The organism is Sphingopyxis sp. GC21, assembly GCF_025727575.1.
Taxonomy (GTDB): Bacteria; Pseudomonadota; Alphaproteobacteria; order Sphingomonadales; family Sphingomonadaceae; genus Sphingopyxis; species Sphingopyxis terrae_A.
The window spans coordinates 3,518,403-3,534,244 of the sequence record NZ_CP095845.1 but is presented as its reverse complement, the minus strand read 5'-3'; the positions used below and the strand labels follow the sequence as shown (position 1 = coordinate 3,534,244).

At 64.4% G+C, this 15,842-nt stretch carries 17 protein-coding genes; 3 read left to right on the top strand and 14 right to left on the bottom strand.

Going from position 1 to position 15,842, the window contains the following annotated elements:
- Window positions 1-27 precede the first annotated feature (27 nt).
- Genes MU856_RS17100 through MU856_RS17070 form a run of 7 tightly spaced genes read right to left on the bottom strand, consistent with a single transcriptional unit; the run spans window position 28 to window position 4,484 of the window.
- Window positions 28-783: an HpcH/HpaI aldolase family protein gene (locus tag MU856_RS17100; RefSeq protein WP_263588022.1), complete on the bottom strand. Its 756-nt coding sequence runs from the start codon at window positions 781-783 to the stop codon at window positions 28-30.
- Window positions 780-1,586, bottom strand: coding sequence for a 2-oxo-hept-4-ene-1,7-dioate hydratase (gene hpaH / locus MU856_RS17095; RefSeq protein ID WP_263588021.1), 807 nt, complete (start codon window positions 1,584-1,586; stop codon window positions 780-782). The genes MU856_RS17100 and hpaH overlap by 4 nt, the downstream gene beginning before the upstream one ends.
- A gap of 7 nt (window positions 1,587-1,593) precedes the next feature.
- Window positions 1,594-1,977, bottom strand: coding sequence for a 5-carboxymethyl-2-hydroxymuconate Delta-isomerase (locus MU856_RS17090; RefSeq protein WP_263588020.1), 384 nt, complete (start codon window positions 1,975-1,977; stop codon window positions 1,594-1,596).
- Window positions 1,977-2,795, bottom strand: a complete 819-nt coding sequence (locus tag MU856_RS17085; protein ID WP_263588019.1) for an extradiol ring-cleavage dioxygenase — start codon at window positions 2,793-2,795, stop codon at window positions 1,977-1,979. The genes MU856_RS17090 and MU856_RS17085 overlap by 1 nt, the downstream gene beginning before the upstream one ends.
- Window positions 2,792-3,118 (bottom strand): aromatic ring-opening dioxygenase subunit LigA, encoded by a 327-nt coding sequence (locus tag MU856_RS17080; protein WP_263588018.1) that lies wholly within the window; start codon window positions 3,116-3,118, stop codon window positions 2,792-2,794. Before MU856_RS17080 ends, MU856_RS17085 begins: the two co-directional genes overlap by 4 nt.
- Window positions 3,115-3,867: a fumarylacetoacetate hydrolase family protein gene (locus MU856_RS17075; RefSeq protein ID WP_263588017.1), complete on the bottom strand. Its 753-nt coding sequence runs from the start codon at window positions 3,865-3,867 to the stop codon at window positions 3,115-3,117. Before MU856_RS17075 ends, MU856_RS17080 begins: the two co-directional genes overlap by 4 nt.
- Window positions 3,864-4,484 carry a fumarylacetoacetate hydrolase family protein gene (locus MU856_RS17070; protein ID WP_263588016.1) on the bottom strand — a complete coding sequence of 207 codons (621 nt, stop codon included), beginning with the start codon at window positions 4,482-4,484 and terminating at the stop codon, window positions 3,864-3,866. Before MU856_RS17070 ends, MU856_RS17075 begins: the two co-directional genes overlap by 4 nt.
- Window positions 4,485-4,555: 71 nt before the next feature.
- On the opposite strand from MU856_RS17070, the gene MU856_RS17065 reads away from it, so the two are divergent.
- Entirely contained in the window at window positions 4,556-5,038 is a 483-nt protein-coding gene (locus MU856_RS17065; protein WP_263588015.1) for a MarR family transcriptional regulator, read from the top strand.
- 26 nt (window positions 5,039-5,064) lie between these two features.
- Here MU856_RS17065 and hpaE read toward each other — a convergent pair whose 3' ends face one another.
- Window positions 5,065-6,579, bottom strand: a complete 1,515-nt coding sequence (gene hpaE, locus MU856_RS17060; protein WP_263588014.1) for a 5-carboxymethyl-2-hydroxymuconate semialdehyde dehydrogenase — start codon at window positions 6,577-6,579, stop codon at window positions 5,065-5,067.
- Window positions 6,580-7,041: 462 nt separating this feature from the next.
- Between hpaE and fghA the strand changes: the two genes are divergently transcribed.
- Window positions 7,042-7,884 (top strand): S-formylglutathione hydrolase, encoded by an 843-nt coding sequence (gene fghA / locus MU856_RS17055; RefSeq protein WP_263588993.1) that lies wholly within the window; start codon window positions 7,042-7,044, stop codon window positions 7,882-7,884.
- Window positions 7,885-7,933: 49 nt separating this feature from the next.
- A complete protein-coding gene (locus MU856_RS17050) occupies window positions 7,934-9,166 on the top strand; it encodes an NAD(P)/FAD-dependent oxidoreductase (protein ID WP_263588013.1) in 1,233 nt (410 codons plus the stop codon).
- 14 nt (window positions 9,167-9,180) lie between these two features.
- Here MU856_RS17050 and MU856_RS17045 read toward each other — a convergent pair whose 3' ends face one another.
- From MU856_RS17045 to fdhF, 6 genes are all read right to left on the bottom strand, one after another.
- Complete coding sequence (locus tag MU856_RS17045) at window positions 9,181-9,654, bottom strand: hypothetical protein (protein ID WP_263588012.1); 474 nt, start codon at window positions 9,652-9,654, stop codon at window positions 9,181-9,183.
- 574 nt (window positions 9,655-10,228) lie between these two features.
- Window positions 10,229-11,437, bottom strand: coding sequence for a molybdopterin molybdotransferase MoeA (locus MU856_RS17040; protein WP_263588011.1), 1,209 nt, complete (start codon window positions 11,435-11,437; stop codon window positions 10,229-10,231).
- Window positions 11,430-11,966 carry a molybdenum cofactor guanylyltransferase gene (locus MU856_RS17035; protein WP_263588010.1) on the bottom strand — a complete coding sequence of 179 codons (537 nt, stop codon included), beginning with the start codon at window positions 11,964-11,966 and terminating at the stop codon, window positions 11,430-11,432. Before MU856_RS17035 ends, MU856_RS17040 begins: the two co-directional genes overlap by 8 nt.
- Before the next feature lie 2 nt (window positions 11,967-11,968).
- The gene (locus tag MU856_RS17030) at window positions 11,969-12,754 is read right to left on the bottom strand and encodes a formate dehydrogenase accessory sulfurtransferase FdhD (RefSeq protein ID WP_263588009.1); all 786 of its coding nucleotides are present in this window, start codon (window positions 12,752-12,754) and stop codon (window positions 11,969-11,971) included.
- Window positions 12,751-12,996 carry a formate dehydrogenase subunit delta gene (locus MU856_RS17025; RefSeq protein ID WP_263588008.1) on the bottom strand — a complete coding sequence of 82 codons (246 nt, stop codon included), beginning with the start codon at window positions 12,994-12,996 and terminating at the stop codon, window positions 12,751-12,753. Before MU856_RS17025 ends, MU856_RS17030 begins: the two co-directional genes overlap by 4 nt.
- Complete coding sequence (gene fdhF / locus MU856_RS17020; protein WP_263588007.1) at window positions 12,996-15,842, bottom strand: formate dehydrogenase subunit alpha; 2,847 nt, start codon at window positions 15,840-15,842, stop codon at window positions 12,996-12,998. Before fdhF ends, MU856_RS17025 begins: the two co-directional genes overlap by 1 nt.

The window sequence follows — 15,842 nt, the reverse complement described above, 5'->3', positions numbered from 1 at the left end:
GCGGCGGTGCGCGGTAGATCGCGTCGATCAGCCGCGGATCGAGTCCAGCAGTCCGGCGGCGCCGCGCGCCAGCAGGCCGATGTCGGTTCCGACCGAGATGAAGGCGAAGCCGTCCGCCATGCGCCGCTGCGCATCACCTGGCGACAGCGCGAAAATCCCCGCCGGCTTTCCAGCGGCATCGATCCGCGTCTTGGCATGCGCGATCGCCGCCTGCACCTCGTCATGGCCCGGATTACCGAGATGACCGAGCGAGGCAGCGAGATCGGCCGGGCCAACGAAGAGCGCGTCGATGCCGTCAACGGCGGCAATGACATCGATCTGGTCGAGCGCCGCTCGGCTTTCGATCTGGGCGATGATCGCCGTGCGCTCGTGCGCGCGCGAAAGATAGCCGGGCTGGGCGCCGAACCCTGACGCCCGGCTCGTCGCGCTGGCGACGCCGCGGTTCCCGAGCGGCGGGAAGCGGCTTGCCGCGACGATGGCGCGCGCCTGTTCGGCGCTATCGACCATCGGCACGAGCAGCGTCCCGAAGCCGAGATCGAGATAATGTTTGATCGCGACGGGTTCGCCTATTGGCACCCGCGCCACCGCCTCGACAGGGAAGGGGGCGACGGCCTGAAGCTGGGCAAGGAGCGTCTGCAGCGTATTCGGCGCATGCTCACCGTCGAACAGCAGCCAGTCGAAACCCGCCCGCGCGCAGATTTCGGCGGTGTAAGGCGTCGCCAGTGCCTGCCACAGCCCAAGCTGCGGTGTGCCGCTTGCCAGCCGCTTGAGGAAGCCGTTCATATGAAGCGCACCGAAATGGCGCCGAGCGGGCCATAATCGACGTGAAAACTGTCGCCCGGCCGCGCGAAGACGGGGGCTGTGAAACTGCCGCCGAGCACGATCTGGCCCGGTTCGAGCCACTCGCCATGCGGCGCGAGCTTGTTCGCCAGCCAGGCCGGACCGTTGGCGGGGTGGTTGAGGACGGCCGCGGCCACGCCCGATTCCTCGATCACCCCGTTGCGGAAGAGCAGCGCGGAGACCCAGCGCAGGTCCACGGCGTCGGGCTTGACCGGCCGTCCACCCAGGACGATGCCAGCGTTGGCGGCATTGTCCGAAATCGTGTCATAGACCTTGCGCGTCGTGCCGGTCGCTTGGTCGATGCGCTCGATGCGCGCATCGATGATCTCGATCGCCGGCGTGACATAGTCGGTTGCGTTCAGCACGTCGTAAAGTGTGCACCCCGGTCCTTTCAGCGGCTCACGCAGGATGAAGGCCAGTTCAACTTCGACCCGCGGCTCGATAAAACGGTCGATCGGTATGTCCTGCCCGTCGGGAAACAGCATGTCATCGAGCAGCGTCCCGAAATCGGGTTCGGTCACATTGGAGGAGCGCTGCATCGCGCGGCTGGTGAGGCCGATCTTGTGGCCGATGACCTTGCGGCCGGCGGCGAGCTTTTTTTGTGTCCAGGCGCGGCTCACGGCATAACCGTCTTCCAGCGTCATCTCGGGATGCGCGAGCGAAAATTGGCCGACCTGCGTGCGGGTACGTTCGGCCTCGTCGAGGCGGGTGGCCAAGGTCTCGATGATATCGGGGCTCAGGGACATGGGCGGGTCAGCCTTTCAGGCGCTTGTGAATGCTGTTGTGCTTCCAGCCCTCGACTTCGGCCACATAGAGCGAGAGGGCGAACGGGCGCTGGTCGAAGAGGTCGGCGAGGAAGTCGCGGACGCGCGTGAAGAGCGCATCGAAATATTGTTTGCGGAACGCCTCGCTCCGGCCGACCCCCATGCGCACCTCGATATTGACGAAGGCATCGTCGGGGCCGTTGCCGTCGGCGATGACATAATCGTCGGCGCGATAAGCGCGCACGCGAATGCCGCCGACCGGAAACGTGCCGTCGGAGCGCTCGCGCATATCCTCGGCGATGAGGCGCATGAGCCCCGGGCGATCGAGCACTTCTTCGAGATTCGCACTCCATTCGATAATCACATGGGCCATCAGGCGATCTCCATCCGTCCGACGGTGCAGCCGACCGCGAAGATCGGGATCGGCGCGAAGAACTGGACGTTGCCCTTGCCGCGCGCCGCGGCGGCGGCGGCGATGAAGGTGCGGATTTCGAATCCGCCCTGTCCGGCATCGCGGTAGGTGTCGGCATCGCTGTAGTCGAGCAGCCGGTCGCGGTCGTTGGCCTCCCAGCGCTCGAGAAAGTCGCGGTCCCAGGCTTCGTTGATCTTCCCGCTGTCGGGCGTCGCGGGCCAGTGCGAGATGCCGCCGGTCGCAACGAGCGCGATGCGCTCGGGAGCCGCGTCGGCGGCGCGCCGGATCGCCTCGCCAAAGGCCCAGGCGCGGTGGAGCGGGGTCAGCGGTGGTCCCTGGCAATTGATGTTGACCGGGATGATGGTCATTTCATTCGCGGGATCGAGGAAGTGCAGGGGCACCATGATGCCATGATCGAACTGCCATTCCTCGCAATAGGTCACATCGACCGTCTGGAGCATTTCGCCTACGAGCCTCCGCCCGAGGTCGGGATTCCCGCGCGCCGTGCGCAGCGGGATTTTCAGCCAGTCGGGATCTTCGATCGGTCCGCGATACGTCTCGCCCATGCCCACCGCATAGGCGGGCATCGCGTTCATGAAGAAATTGGCGAAATGCTCGGCTGCGATGATCATGAGCGCGTCGGGTTTCGTCGCACTGATTTCCTGCCGCATCGTCTCGAGGGCAGCATAGAAAGGATCGCGCAGCGCGGGGTCTGCCAGTTCCGCGCGGGCGGTAATGCCCGGCGCGTGGCTGCAAATTCCGGTATAGACCAGCGTCATAGTCCTGCCACCTTCTCGTCGAATTGCGTCGTCATCGCGTAAAGCCCGGCGCGGACCGGTCCATAGGTCTGGACGCCCTCGCGCATCAGGCGAAGATAGTCCGCCCAGGCGATCCCACAGAGCGCGGCAAAATGCATGAGGATCTGGCCGTTGACGCCCAAGACATAGAGCAGCCCGATGTCATGGCCGAGGATCGCCTGGCGTTCCTCCTCCGTAAGCTCGAACCGGTCGACGAGCGGGACGGGATCCTCGCGCCACTGCGCCTTGGCAGCATCCTCGCGGTTCAACACGTAGAGGAGCTTGGAGAGCTGATAGAGGCTCATGATGCCACCAGATGATTGGTCAAGCGGCCGATACCCTCGATCTCACAGACGACTTCGTCGCCCGCCGCGCAGAAATGCACGCCCTGCGGGGTACCGGTCAGGATCATGTCGCCGGGCATCAACGTCGTTGCCGACGACAGATGGGCGACGAGGTCAGCCACGCTCATGACCATGTCGGCGGTGCTGCCCTGCTGCACCAGTTGTCCGTTGACCCTTGTCGACAGGCGCAATGCCTGCGGATCGGGAACATCGGCGGCGTCGACGATCCAGGGACCGATCGGCGTCGTGGCGTCGCGATTCTTGACGCGCGCGTTGGGGCGGTAATAATTTTCCAGATACTCGCGGATCGCATAGTCGTTGGCGATCGTATAGCCGGCGACATGGTCCAGCGCCGTCTCCGCGGAGACGCCCCGTGCGGGGCTTCCGATGATGGCGACGAGTTCGCATTCGGGATGCATCTGGTTCGCGTCGGCGGGGCGCGGCGTGTCACCGCGATGGCCGACGAAACAATTGTCACCCTTCATGAAGACCAAAGGTGTTTCGAGCTTGGGCGCAAAGCCCAATTCCTTGTTGTGATCGGCATAGTTGAGGCCGAGCGCATAGACTGCCGCTCCGCGCTGGACCGGGGGTAGCCACTGCGCGTCGCCCGTAGGCAGTGTCTGGCCGCAGGGAAGGCGAAGCGTCGCGCCGTCCTCGCCGACCTCAGCCCAGACATCGCGGCCGCGATGGTAAATTCGCGCGCGCTTCACGCTGCGTCTCCCTTGGTTGCGACTTCGAGCGGCGGGAAGCCATCGGCCTCCACGCGCAAGGTCTGACCGGGGCGGATGCGGGGGGCATCGCCGGGCAGGCCGACCAGCAGCACGTCGCCCGCCTTCAGGGTGAGAAATGCGCCGAGGTCGGCGACCAGTGTCTCGAGCGGTCGCACCAGCCGGTCGAGCGGCCATTCGTGGAGCAGCTCGCCGTCTGCGAACAGGCGGATCTGCGCCGGCTGGCGGGACGCGACGAAGTCGCCGAGCGCGATACGGCCGTCGCCGTTCTTTTGCGCGATCGCGGGCCGGTAATAGCTGGCGGCGGGGATCGACAGGTCAAGCGCGAGTGCTGCGGCGCCGAGGCAGGCATCGACGCCTTGCTCGTCGACCCGTCCGGTATCGCGGGCGAAGAGAAGCGCCAGCGTCGCCGCGGCGACGAGGCCGGTGTCGGCCGGCACCCCGATCGGGCCGTGCACGATACTCGCGAGCGGTTTCATATAGACAACCGGCGCGACCGGCGGCGCGCCATAGGGCTTGTCCTCGAACTGCCCCGCCAGCTGCGCGCGCTCGGCACTGTCGTTCAGCACGACGCCATAGATGTTTCCCGCAATCGTCACGACCGGTGACCCTCCCGTATGCTTAACACGTTAAGTTTGTTTCCCGCCCACTTCTGTGCCATCAGCGGGCGATGCCCAACTCCGAGACTCTCGCGCCCTATCCCCGTTCGCTCGCCGGAACGCTGCTTGCCGCGCGCGAGGCGGTGATGGCGCCGATCCGGCCCTTGCTGCGCGATGCCGGCGTTACCGACCAGCAATGGCGCGTCTTGCGCGTGCTCGCCGATGCGGGGCCGCTCGACGCGAGCGGTATCGCCGAACGCGCGCTGCTCTACCCACCGAGCGTGACGCGGATACTTCGTGAACTCGTGGATCGCGACTTTCTGAGCCGCGCGATCGACGACGCCGACCGGCGTCGCTCGGTCATTAAGATCACCCCTGCCGGCATCGCGCTGGTACGCAACACCGCCGCGCGTACGGCGCATATTCTCGCGCGCTACCGCGATGCCTTCGGCGCCGACCGGCTGGAGCGTTTCATCGCCGAGGCCGCTGCTCTCGTCCACACGCTCGAAAGCTTCGCACCGCCGGAGGCCGATCGCGTGCAGGATCATCGCTGACCCGGGGGAAGGGCGCGCCGGCATGCTCAGATACCGAGTTGCTGGATTTTGTGCGTACCGCGTGCGAGCGCGACATTTTTCGTTTCCATGTAGAAGTCGAAGCTCCAGTCGCCGCCGTCGCGCCCGATTCCGCTGGCCTTGGTGCCGCCGAAGGGGGTGGGAAGATGGCGTACATTCTCGCTGTTCACCCAGACCATGCCGACGTCCAGCGCATCGGACACGCGCAGCGCCCGGCCCACGTCGTTCGTCCACAGATAACCTGCAAGACCATATTCGACGTCGTTCGCTTTCGCGATCGCATCGGCCTCGTCATCGAACGGAATCGCCGTCAGCACCGGACCGAAAATCTCTTCGCGCGCGATGCGCATCGACTGCTCGGCGTTCGCGAACAGCGTTGGCTGGAAGAAAAAGCCTTCGGTTCCCTGGACCGGTGCGCCGCCGGCTGCGATACGCGCGCCTTCGCCGGTCGCAATCTCCATATAGCTTGCGACTTTCGCGAAATGCCGCGGATGGATGAGCGGTCCGACTTCGGTCGCCGGATCGAAGGGGTCGCCGACCTTCAGCTTGCGCACCCGCTCGGCGACCTTCTCGACGAAGCTGTCGTAGATTGAGCGCTGCACGAGCAAACGCGACGAGGAGGTGCAGCGCTGACCGTTGAGCGAGTAGATCATGAACACGGCGGCATCGAGCGCGAGATCGAGATCGGCGTCGTCGAACACGATGACGGGGTTCTTGCCCCCGAGTTCGAAATGGACGCGCTTCAGCGTCGCCGCGCCCTGACGCATGATTGCCGAACCGGTCGACGATTCGCCCACGAAAGCGACGGCCTTGATGTCGGGATGTTCGGTAAGGCGCCGGCCCGTGCTTTCTCCAAGGCCGTTGACCGAGTTGAAAACGCCGTCGGGCAGGCCGGCTTCCTTGCCGATCTCGGCTAGCAGCCGCGCCGAATAGGGCGACCATTCGGCGGGCTTGTGCACCACCGTGCAGCCAGCCGCGAGTGCCGGTGCGATCTTCCACGTCGACAGCATGAACGGCGTGTTCCACGGGGTGATCACTGCGACGGGACCGATCGCTTTGCGCGACGTGATATTGACATGGTCCGCGCTCGGAAGCGCGAGCCCGTCGGCGGCTCCAGGTGCGCGGTCGGCGAAGAAACGGAAATTCTCCGCGCCGCGAATGGCGGCCTTCGACATGAAGCGCCAGCATTGGCCGGCGTCGAGGCATTCGACGGCGGCGATCTCGTCGGCGCGCGCGACGATCAGGTCGGCCATGCGGTGGAGAATCTTGCGCCGCGCCTCGGGCGGGGTCGCGCTCCAGCTTGCAAAGGCGTCGCGCGCGGCGGCAACCGCAGCGTCGAGTTCGGCCTCGGTCGCATCATGGCACTGGCCGAGCACCGCGCCGGTCGAGGGATCGACGACGTCGAACAGGGGGCCGTTTCCGCTAGCCGCCTGGCCCGCGACAAAATGGCCCAGTGCCCCGTCGCCATGCAAGGCGTTGAGGGTCCCCACCGATTCGAGCGCGAGGTTGCGCATGTTGCTCATCTGAAAATCTCCCGATTACCGCGCCCCTTGCCGGGCTCACGCACGTTGTCGCCGCCCTTAGAATCGGGGCAGATCGGCCTGATGCTGAACGGACTGTATCTTAACATCATGGGCACCTCAAGATACTTAATGTGATAAGTTTTTCTTGGCGGGCTGCGGAACAACGGCCGATTCTACTGCGCAGAGCAGCAGACACGCTGGAATTTCAACATTTCCTCCAGCAGTGGTATCGCGCTCTCCATCGCCGCCCGTCTCATGGTTGACACATTATAATACGCCGCGTATCGTTTTGTCTATGACAAAGCTGTCGGAGCGGCATGTTGCGCTTGGCGATCCGTTTTCAGTCTATGGAGAAAGAGAAATGAGGAGCTTCGAACTTCGCTGTGTGCCTTCGGCTGCCGATCGCGCTCCGCAGGGCGGGGTGGTCGCCGCCTTGGGCTTGGGACATGGAGCCGCGTGACGATGGAACTGGCCAGCAGCAACAAGTGTCACGGCGGCGTCCAGCGTTCCTACACCCATCAGAGCGATGCGACCGGCACGGCAATGAGCTTTTCGATTTTCCTGCCTGGCCATCGCCCAGACGAACGGCTTCCCGTGCTCTGGTTTCTGTCGGGCCTGACCTGCACGCCGGCGAATGTGACTGAGAAGGGCGAGTTCCGGGAGGCCTGCGCTGAGCATGGAATCATCCTGGTGGCCCCCGACACGAGCCCGAGAGGCGATGATGTTCCCGACGATGAGGAATATGATTTCGGCAAGAGCGCGGGCTTTTACCTCGATGCGACCGAGCAGCCCTGGTCGCAGCACTTTCGGATGCGGACCTATCTTGAGCAGGAGTTGCCGACGCTGATCGCGCGCGAGTTTCCGGTCGATATGGCGCGCCAGGGAATTACCGGCCATTCGATGGGCGGGCATGGCGCCCTAACGATTGCCCTGCGCGATCCGGCGCGCTTCCGGTCAGTAAGTGCCTTTGCGCCGATCGTCAGTCCGTTGAACTGCCCTTGGGGCGAAAAGGCGTTGTCGGGCTATCTCGGCGCCGACCGGACGGCTTGGTGCGACTATGACAGTTGCGCGCTCATCGACGCGGGGGCGCGCCTTCCCGACCTTCTTGTCGACCAGGGCGATGCCGACATATTTCTCGAAGAGCAGCTCAAGCCGCATTTGCTCGCCGAAGCATGCGAGCGGTCGGGCCAGCCGCTGACGCTGCGCATGCAGCCCGGTTACGACCATAGCTTCTACTTCGTTTCGACCTTCATGGCCGACCATGTCGCATGGCACGCCGCGCGTCTGAACGGAGATCGGCAATGAGCCTCGCAAGCCTTGCTGCCGGCGCTGTGATCGCTGTGGGACCCGCGTCATGAAGCAGCCGCTGTTCGATATTCTCGTCGTGGGCGGCGGGCATGGCGGCGCGCAGGTTGCGATCAACCTCAGGCAGGGCGGCTTTACCGGTTCGATCGCAATCGTCAGCGACGAAACCGAATTTCCTTATGAAAGACCGCCGCTGTCGAAGGAATATTTCGCCGGCGAGAAGAGCGTCGAACGTATCCGCCTGCGCCCGCCTGCCTTCTGGGACGACAAGCGCATCAGCCTCATCCTGGGCGAGCGCGTCATCGAAATCGATCCCGCCGCGAGGCAGGTGACGACGCGGACTGGCAGCCGTCTGCGATATGGTAAGCTGGTCTGGGCCGCGGGCGGATCGCCGCGCTGCTTGCCGCTTGTCGGGTCGGGCCGGGACAATGTCCTCTGTATCCGCACGCTGGCCGACGCCGACCGGTTAAAAGCGCTGGCCGAGAAGGCGGCGCGGGTTGTCGTGATCGGAGGCGGTTACATCGGTCTCGAGGCAGCGGCGGTGCTCCGCAAGGCTGGCAAGCAGGTGGTCCTGCTCGAAGTTCTCGATCGGGTGCTCGCGCGGGCGGCGGGCGCCGAGCTGGCGCATTTCGTCGAAAATTATCACCGTGATCGCGGCGTGGACGTACGTCTCGGCACCGGGGTATCGGCCCTCGAAGGCGAGGGTGCGATCGAGGCTGTCCGGCTCTCCGATGGCGAACGCATCGCGTGCGACCTCTTGATTGTCGGCATCGGGATCGTTCCCGCGATCGAGCCGCTCGAAGCAGCCGGTGCGGCTTGCCCGAACGGCGTGCTGGTCGATCGGTTCTGCCGAACCAGTCTCCCTGATATATTTGCGGTCGGTGACTGTGCGGCCCATGCGAATGTCTATGCCGGCTCGGCCGTCATTCGCCTTGAGTCCGTCCAGAATGCTGTCGACATGGCGAAGACGGTGTCCGCGACCATATTGGGGAATGCAGCTGCCTATGAGGCCGTCCCCTGGTTCTGGTCGCACCAGTTCGACTTGCGAATCCAGACGGTCGGGCTCTCGATGGGCCATGATGCCGCAGTTCTTCGGGGCGATCCGGCGACTGGCTCCTTTTCCGTCGTCTATCTCAAGGATGGACGTGTCATCGCACTCGATTGTGTCAACGCAACGAAGGACTATACCCAAGGTAAGGCGCTTGTTGTTTCCGGCGCGCAAATTCTCCCCGACATTCTAGCTGATGCGAACCGCCCGCTGAAGGAACTTCAGCCCGCCTAGGAGGATCGGGCGAGTTATCGACGGTTGCTGGCTTGCCGGAACAAAGCGCGCAGCCCCATGGGTGTAGCGATTGCGGCGACCATTCCGCCGAATGCCAGTTTTCCGGTCAGACCGACGAGCCAGTCTATTTCATGATATTCCCCGAGTAACAGCGCCGTGATGACGCTGCCGCTGCCGATCAGGAGCGCCAACACTCCATAGGTGAAGCCTCGCAGAACAAGCGGGGAGGCTGGAAGCTTCATTGCGGGAAGCGCGGCAATCGCGCCGCGCGCGAGCCGCTTGCGGGTCATAGCCCCGGGCACCCAGATACAGATCAAAGCGGTCATAAACGCTTGCGGAACGAAGTCGAACGCATAAGCTCCGACGCCGCGAACAGGAACCGGGCCAGCAAATCCGAACATAAGGCTATAGAGAAAGGCGGTCACGACGAGAGTCCCGATCGTGCTGAAAATTGTTTCGGTGCGGACATATCTTTCGAACCCCGGCATGCTGAACCTCCCCATTTCAATGATTCCGATACCGGAACCCCATCTTTCTGGGTGGTCCGAGTTTCTCACACACCTCGCGCTTTGGCGATCTCGACGATATTTTTCAGGGTTTTGCTGAAGAATGGTGCCGGCTTCATGATCCGCGTCCGTTATGACAAAATAAGAGGGCGTACCGCTTGCCAGTAAGTCTGAATCTCCGGGGCGGCCCTCATCCGCTCCCGGTTGGCTTCCTTCCGTCGAGGTTCACGAGCCCACATGTGGATCCTAAATATTTCAAATCCTCGCTGCATGAAGCCAGGCATCGCCGCGCGGTCGATCCGTTCTGCCCGGTTCAGAACCGCACTCTGACCCGATCCTTCCTGCCCCGTGCGTTAAAATCTCGATCCTACCTCTATAAATACGCTACGATTCGTATTTAAATACAGTATTTTGCAGCCCATGCAAGCTCTGCGGCCCACCGGAATTCTTCGGGTATTGTGGCCGAAATACCCGTGCCGGAGACACGCCGAGCCCCTTTATTGATGACGGGTTAGGTTGATGGCCGATCAGCATTTTCGGCATCCCGTGTAGCGTATCACCTCAGTTTGGGAGCCTGTTCGAACAGCGCGGCGACGGGTCCGTTTTGCGTGTCGTCGATTCTAAGCCAGCAATCCGCCGCGACGACAGATCCCATGACATGCGATCGTTGATCGTCGAGCAGTTTGATGCTGCCTCTATTCGTGCGCCCCCGCCGTGCACGAAGAAAAAGCGTTGTCCCGCCTCTGGCCGCTGTCGGCGTTGCAATAAGGCAACCTTCTTCGCGCGGAAGGCCAATCATGCGCCGCACAGCGGCGAGCACAAAGAAGCGGAAGCCGACCAGCGCCGCAACGGGATTTCCAGGCAGTCCGAAGAATGGCCGGCCATCGGGAAGCAAGGCGAAGAGAATGGGCTTGCCGGGGCGCATGGCGATGCCGTGGAAGATGATCCGAGCTCCGATCCGGTCGAGGGCTTCGCGCACAAGGTCATGCTTCCCCACGGACACGCCCCCTGTCGATACGAGCATGTCGGCAGGCGGAAATTCCTCCCGCGACGCAATCTGGCGGCAAAGCAGCGTGAGGTCATCCGGCATCGGGGCGGAGACGCGGCACTCCAGGCCCAGCGACCGGCACATGGCACCGATCATGGGGCCATTGCTGTCCATTCGCGCCGAACCGACGGCGTCGGCAGGCGAGACCAGTTCGGAACCCGTTGCGAGGACGTCGATGCGTGCCGGACGCCGTGCTTCGACGTGGGTTACACCATAGCCGAGCAGCGCGCCTATGAGCTCGGGCGACAGGACGTGGCCGGCCTCGGCGACCCTTTTTCCAGCCGGAGCATCTTCGCCGCGCCGCCGCACGTTGCACCATGGTGTGATCGGCTCCGACAGGTGCAACGCGCCATCGATGACAAGGCATCGCTCTTTCGCCGCCACGCCATCGGCATCCGCCGGGATCGGAGCGCCGGTACTGATCGGCGCGGCACTACCGGGCTGCAGCCTTCTCGCCGTCGCGGCAGCCGGAATGTCTTCGGCAAGAGCGAAGATTGCCGGTGCCGCCGCCCTCGCATCCCGCGTCGCTCCACTCGATATGGCAAAGCCGTCCATGGCAGAACAATCGAAACGTGGCGTGTCGGCCGCAGCCGCAACGGGGGCCGAGAGAATATGGCCTTGGGCGTCGGCATCGACCGCGAGCCGCTCCGGTGGTGACAGCAGAAGGTGACGATCGATCCTGTCGAGCGCTTCGGCAACGGATATCTTGTCATCCATGTCGGCGGACGATGCGGGCGAAGTCGGAAACGCTGTTGATGTTGGGGATGTCGCCGAATCCGGTCAGCGGCGCGATATTTTCGCTCTCGGCCCAAGACCGAACCGCCTTGCTGCCACCGCGTGCAAGATAGCGCTCGAGACCTCCTCCGAGGCGGGTGGGCCAGAAGCCGATCACCGGGCAGGCGGCGGCATAGGCACCCTCGGCGCGCAAAAGAAGCGCTGCCAGGAGGCCGTCAGGGAGATGCGGCGTATCGCAGGGAAGCGACAGAAGGTGCGAGAAGCCCAGCGCGTTCGCGCGCTGCATCGCGCCGGCAAGGCCGCCGAGCGGACCGAAGCCTCGGCCCGGACGATCGGCCGAAAGCGGGTGGGCGGGATGGAAGCGGCCCGAGACGAGGACGAGATCGCAATGGGGCCGCAGGCCCATGATCGAGAAATCGAGAAGGGTGCGCCCCCGAAACAGCGCCGCCGCCTTGTCCGAGCCGAATCGGTGCGATTGCCCGCCGGCCAGAACTACCCCGCCGATCCGCATCGTCAGGTCACCACCGCGAGCAGCGCATCGTGCCGCGCGAGCACGCGCAGCGCAAGACCGGCGACGGCGGCGCGGTCGACCGCAAGGCGAGATGGCGCCGAGATGGTTACGAGCATTGGACAATCGGCGAGCACAGCTTTTTCGACGAGTTCGAACGAGCAACGCGAGGACAGCAGGGCAAAGCCGCCGTCCCACTGCGCCCCGGCTCGGCGCATTGCACCGATCAATTTGTCGAAGGCATTGTGGCGACCAATATCCTCACGAGCCAACTGCACCGCGCCGTTTGCATCGACCCACGCTGCCACATGGACCGCGCCGGTACGCGCGTTCAGCGGCTGGAAGCTGTCGAGCTCGCCTAGCGCGCGGAACACGGCATCGTCGCTCGCCCTACAGTTGTCGGAGACAGAAGGCAGGGGCCGCATCGCCTGTTCGATATTCTCGATCCCGCATAGTCCGCAGGACGAGTCCGAAGCACGGTGACGGATACGGTCGAGCAGGGCTGGCGCGCGATCGGCCGGCAGGCTGGCGCGCGCGACGACTCCCTGGTCGGTCCGGTGAAGCGCAACAGGCAGCACGGGGTCGCCGGAAAACTGGAGCCGCTCGGCGAGCAGGAAACCCGCTACCAGATCTTCGAGATCGGCGGGTGTTGCCATCAGCACGGCATAGCCGATGCCGTTGAACTCGAGTGCGATCGGCGTCTCTTCGGCAAGTTCGCGCGTGATGGCGCTTTTGCCGCCGTCGGGTGTCAGGCGCTCGAACGCCTGTTCGGCCGACGGCGCGCGGCTCAAGACGCCGCGATCCGGGCGATCGCGGCGGCGGCAATCGGCGACAGTGCGTCGGGGCGATCCTTGAAAAGCTCGGCGATGCGCTGTCGCATCGATGGATCCCAAAATTGGCGAATATGGTCGGCGACCATCTCCACCGAGCGGTCGGTGCCCTCGATCGCCAGGTTGCGCGCGATCTGGTTCGCCATATAGATCAGCCGGTCCTGCGTCGACATGACACCGCCCTCGTCGTCGAAAGCCGTCATTATTCGGCCCCCTCGAGCGGTGCGATGCGCCGGCTCTGCCGGGCATGGTCGGCATAATCCTCCTGCCAGTCCGACGGCCCGTTCGACAGGCCGATCTGCACCGCGGTGACCTTATATTCGGGACAGTTCGTCGCCCAGTCCGAATAGTCGGTGGTTATGACGTTGGCCTGCGTGTCGGGGTGGTGGAAGGTGGTGTAGACCACACCCGGCGCGACGCGCTCGGTGATCAGCGCGCGCAGCGTCGTCTCGCCGGCGCGGCTCTTCAGGCTCACCCAGTCGCCGTCCTTGATCCCGCGATTTTCGGCATCGGACGGGTGGATCTCCAGACGGTCCTCGGGATGCCAGGCGGTGTTCGCGGTGCGCCGCGTCTGTGCGCCGACGTTGTAGTGGCTGAGGATGCGGCCCGTCGTCAGCAGCAACGGGAAGCGCGGCCCGGTTTTTTCGTCAGTCGGGACATAGTCGGTGACGACGAACTTGCCCTTGCCGCGCACGAAGCCGTCGATGTGCATCGTCGGGGTGCCGTGCGGCGCGGCGTCGTTCGCGGGCCATTGCAACGAGCCTTCGGCGTCGAGCCGATCGTAATGAACGCCCGCGAAGGTCGGGGTCAGCGCCGCGATCTCGTCCATGATCTCCGACGGATGGCGATAGCTCCAGCCGAGTCCCATCGCATTGGCGACGAGCTGGACGATCTCCCAGTCGGCATAGCCATTCAAGGGCGCCATAACCTTGCGAACCATCTGGATGCGGCGTTCGGCGTTGGTGAAGGTGCCGTCCTTTTCGAGGAAAGTCGATCCGGGCAGGAAGATGTGCGCGTAATTCGCGGTTTCGTTGAGGAACAGGTCCTGGACGATGACGCATTCCATCGCCGCGAGGCCGGCGGCGACATGATGGGTGTTGGGGTCGGATTGGAGGATATCCTCGCCCTGGATGAACAGCGCCTTGAACGTCCCGTCGGTCGCGGCATCGAGCATATTCGGGATGCGGAGCCCCGGCTCGCTGTCGAGTGTCACGCCCCAAGCGGCCTCGAACATCTCGCGCGCCGCGGTGTCCGACACGTGACGATAGCCGGAAAATTCGTGCGGGAAGCTGCCCATGTCGCACGCGCCCTGGACATTGTTCTGGCCGCGCAGCGGATTCACCCCGACGCCTTCGCGCCCGATATTGCCTGTCGCCATCGCAAGGTTTGCGATCGCCATCACGGTCGACGATCCCTGGCTATGCTCGGTGACGCCGAGGCCGTAATAGATCGCTGCATTGCCGCCGGTGGCATAAAGGCGCGCGGCAGCGCGCAGGTCCGCGGCCGGCACGCCGGTCAGCGGCTCGATCGCTTCGGGCGAGCGTGCGGCGTCCGAGACGAAATCGGCCCAATCCTGGAATTCGTCCCAGTCGCAGCGTTCGCGAATGAACGCCTCGTCAAAGAGTTTCTCGGACACCACGACATGCGCGATCGCGGTCAGCACCGCGACATTGGTGCCGGGGCGCAGCGGCAAATGATGCGCCGCCTCGACATGTGGCGATTTGACGAGGTCGATGCGGCGCGGGTCGATGACGATCAACTGCGCGCCCTGTCGCAAACGCCGCTTCATGCGGCTTGCGAACACCGGGTGCCCATCGGTCGGGTTGGCGCCGATGACGAGGATGACGTCCGACTGCATCACGCTGTCGAAATCCTGCGTCCCCGCCGAGGTTCCGAACGTGGTCTTCAGCCCATAACCGGTCGGCGAATGGCAGACGCGCGCGCAGGTATCGACATTGTTGTTGCCGAAGCCCTGGCGGATCAGCTTCTGGACGAGGAAGGTTTCCTCGTTGGTGCAGCGGCTCGAGGTGATGCCGCCGATCGCGCGTGTGCCATATTGTGCCTGGATGCGGCGGAACTCGCTCGCGGTGTGCGCGATCGCCTCGTCCCAGCTCACCTCGCGCCACGGCTCGGTGACGCTCGCGCGGATCATCGGGTTGAGGATGCGGTCCTGGTGCTGGGCATAGCCCCACGCGAAGCGCCCCTTGACGCAGCTGTGGCCACGGTTCGCCTTGCCGTCCTTCCACGGTACCATGCGGACCAGCTCCTCGCCGCGCATCTCGGCGCGGAAGGTGCAGCCGACACCACAGTACGCACAAGTGGTGACGACCGCACGGTCGGGGGTGCCGGTCTCGACGACCTTCTTCTCGATCAGGCTCGCGGTCGGGCACGCCTGCACGCAGGCGCCGCACGAGACACATTCGGACGAAAGGAAGGCGTCGTCCTGCGACGCGGAGACCTTCGATCCGAAACCCATGCCCTCCATCGTGAGCGCGAAGGTGCCTTGAACTTCGTCGCACGCGCGCACGCAGCGCGAGCAGACGATGCATTTCGAGGGGTCGAAATCGAAATAGGGGTTCGACTGGTCCTTGGGCTGGCCCATGTTGGTGGCGCCGTCATAGCCATAGCGCACGTCGCGCAGCCCGACCGCGCCCGCCTGGTCCTGCAACTCGCAGTCGCCGTTCGCGGCGCAGGTCAGGCAATCGAGCGGATGGTCGGAGATATACAGCTCCATCACCCCGCGGCGCAGCTGTTTCAGCCGCTCGGTCTGGGTGCGCACGACCATGCCCTCGGCGATCGGGGTCGTGCACGATGCGGGATAGCCGTTCCGGCCTTCGATTTCGACGAGGCAGAGGCGGCACGAGCCGAAGCTTTCGAGGTTGTCGGTCGCACACAATTTGGGAATCGCGGTTCCGGTCAGCGACGCGGCGCGCATGATCGACGTGCCCTCGGGCAGGGTGACCTGTTCGCCGTCGATGGTCAGCGTGACGGTCGTGCCCGTTGCGATCGCGGGTGGGGTGCCATGGTCGGTTTCGCGGGTGAAGCCCAT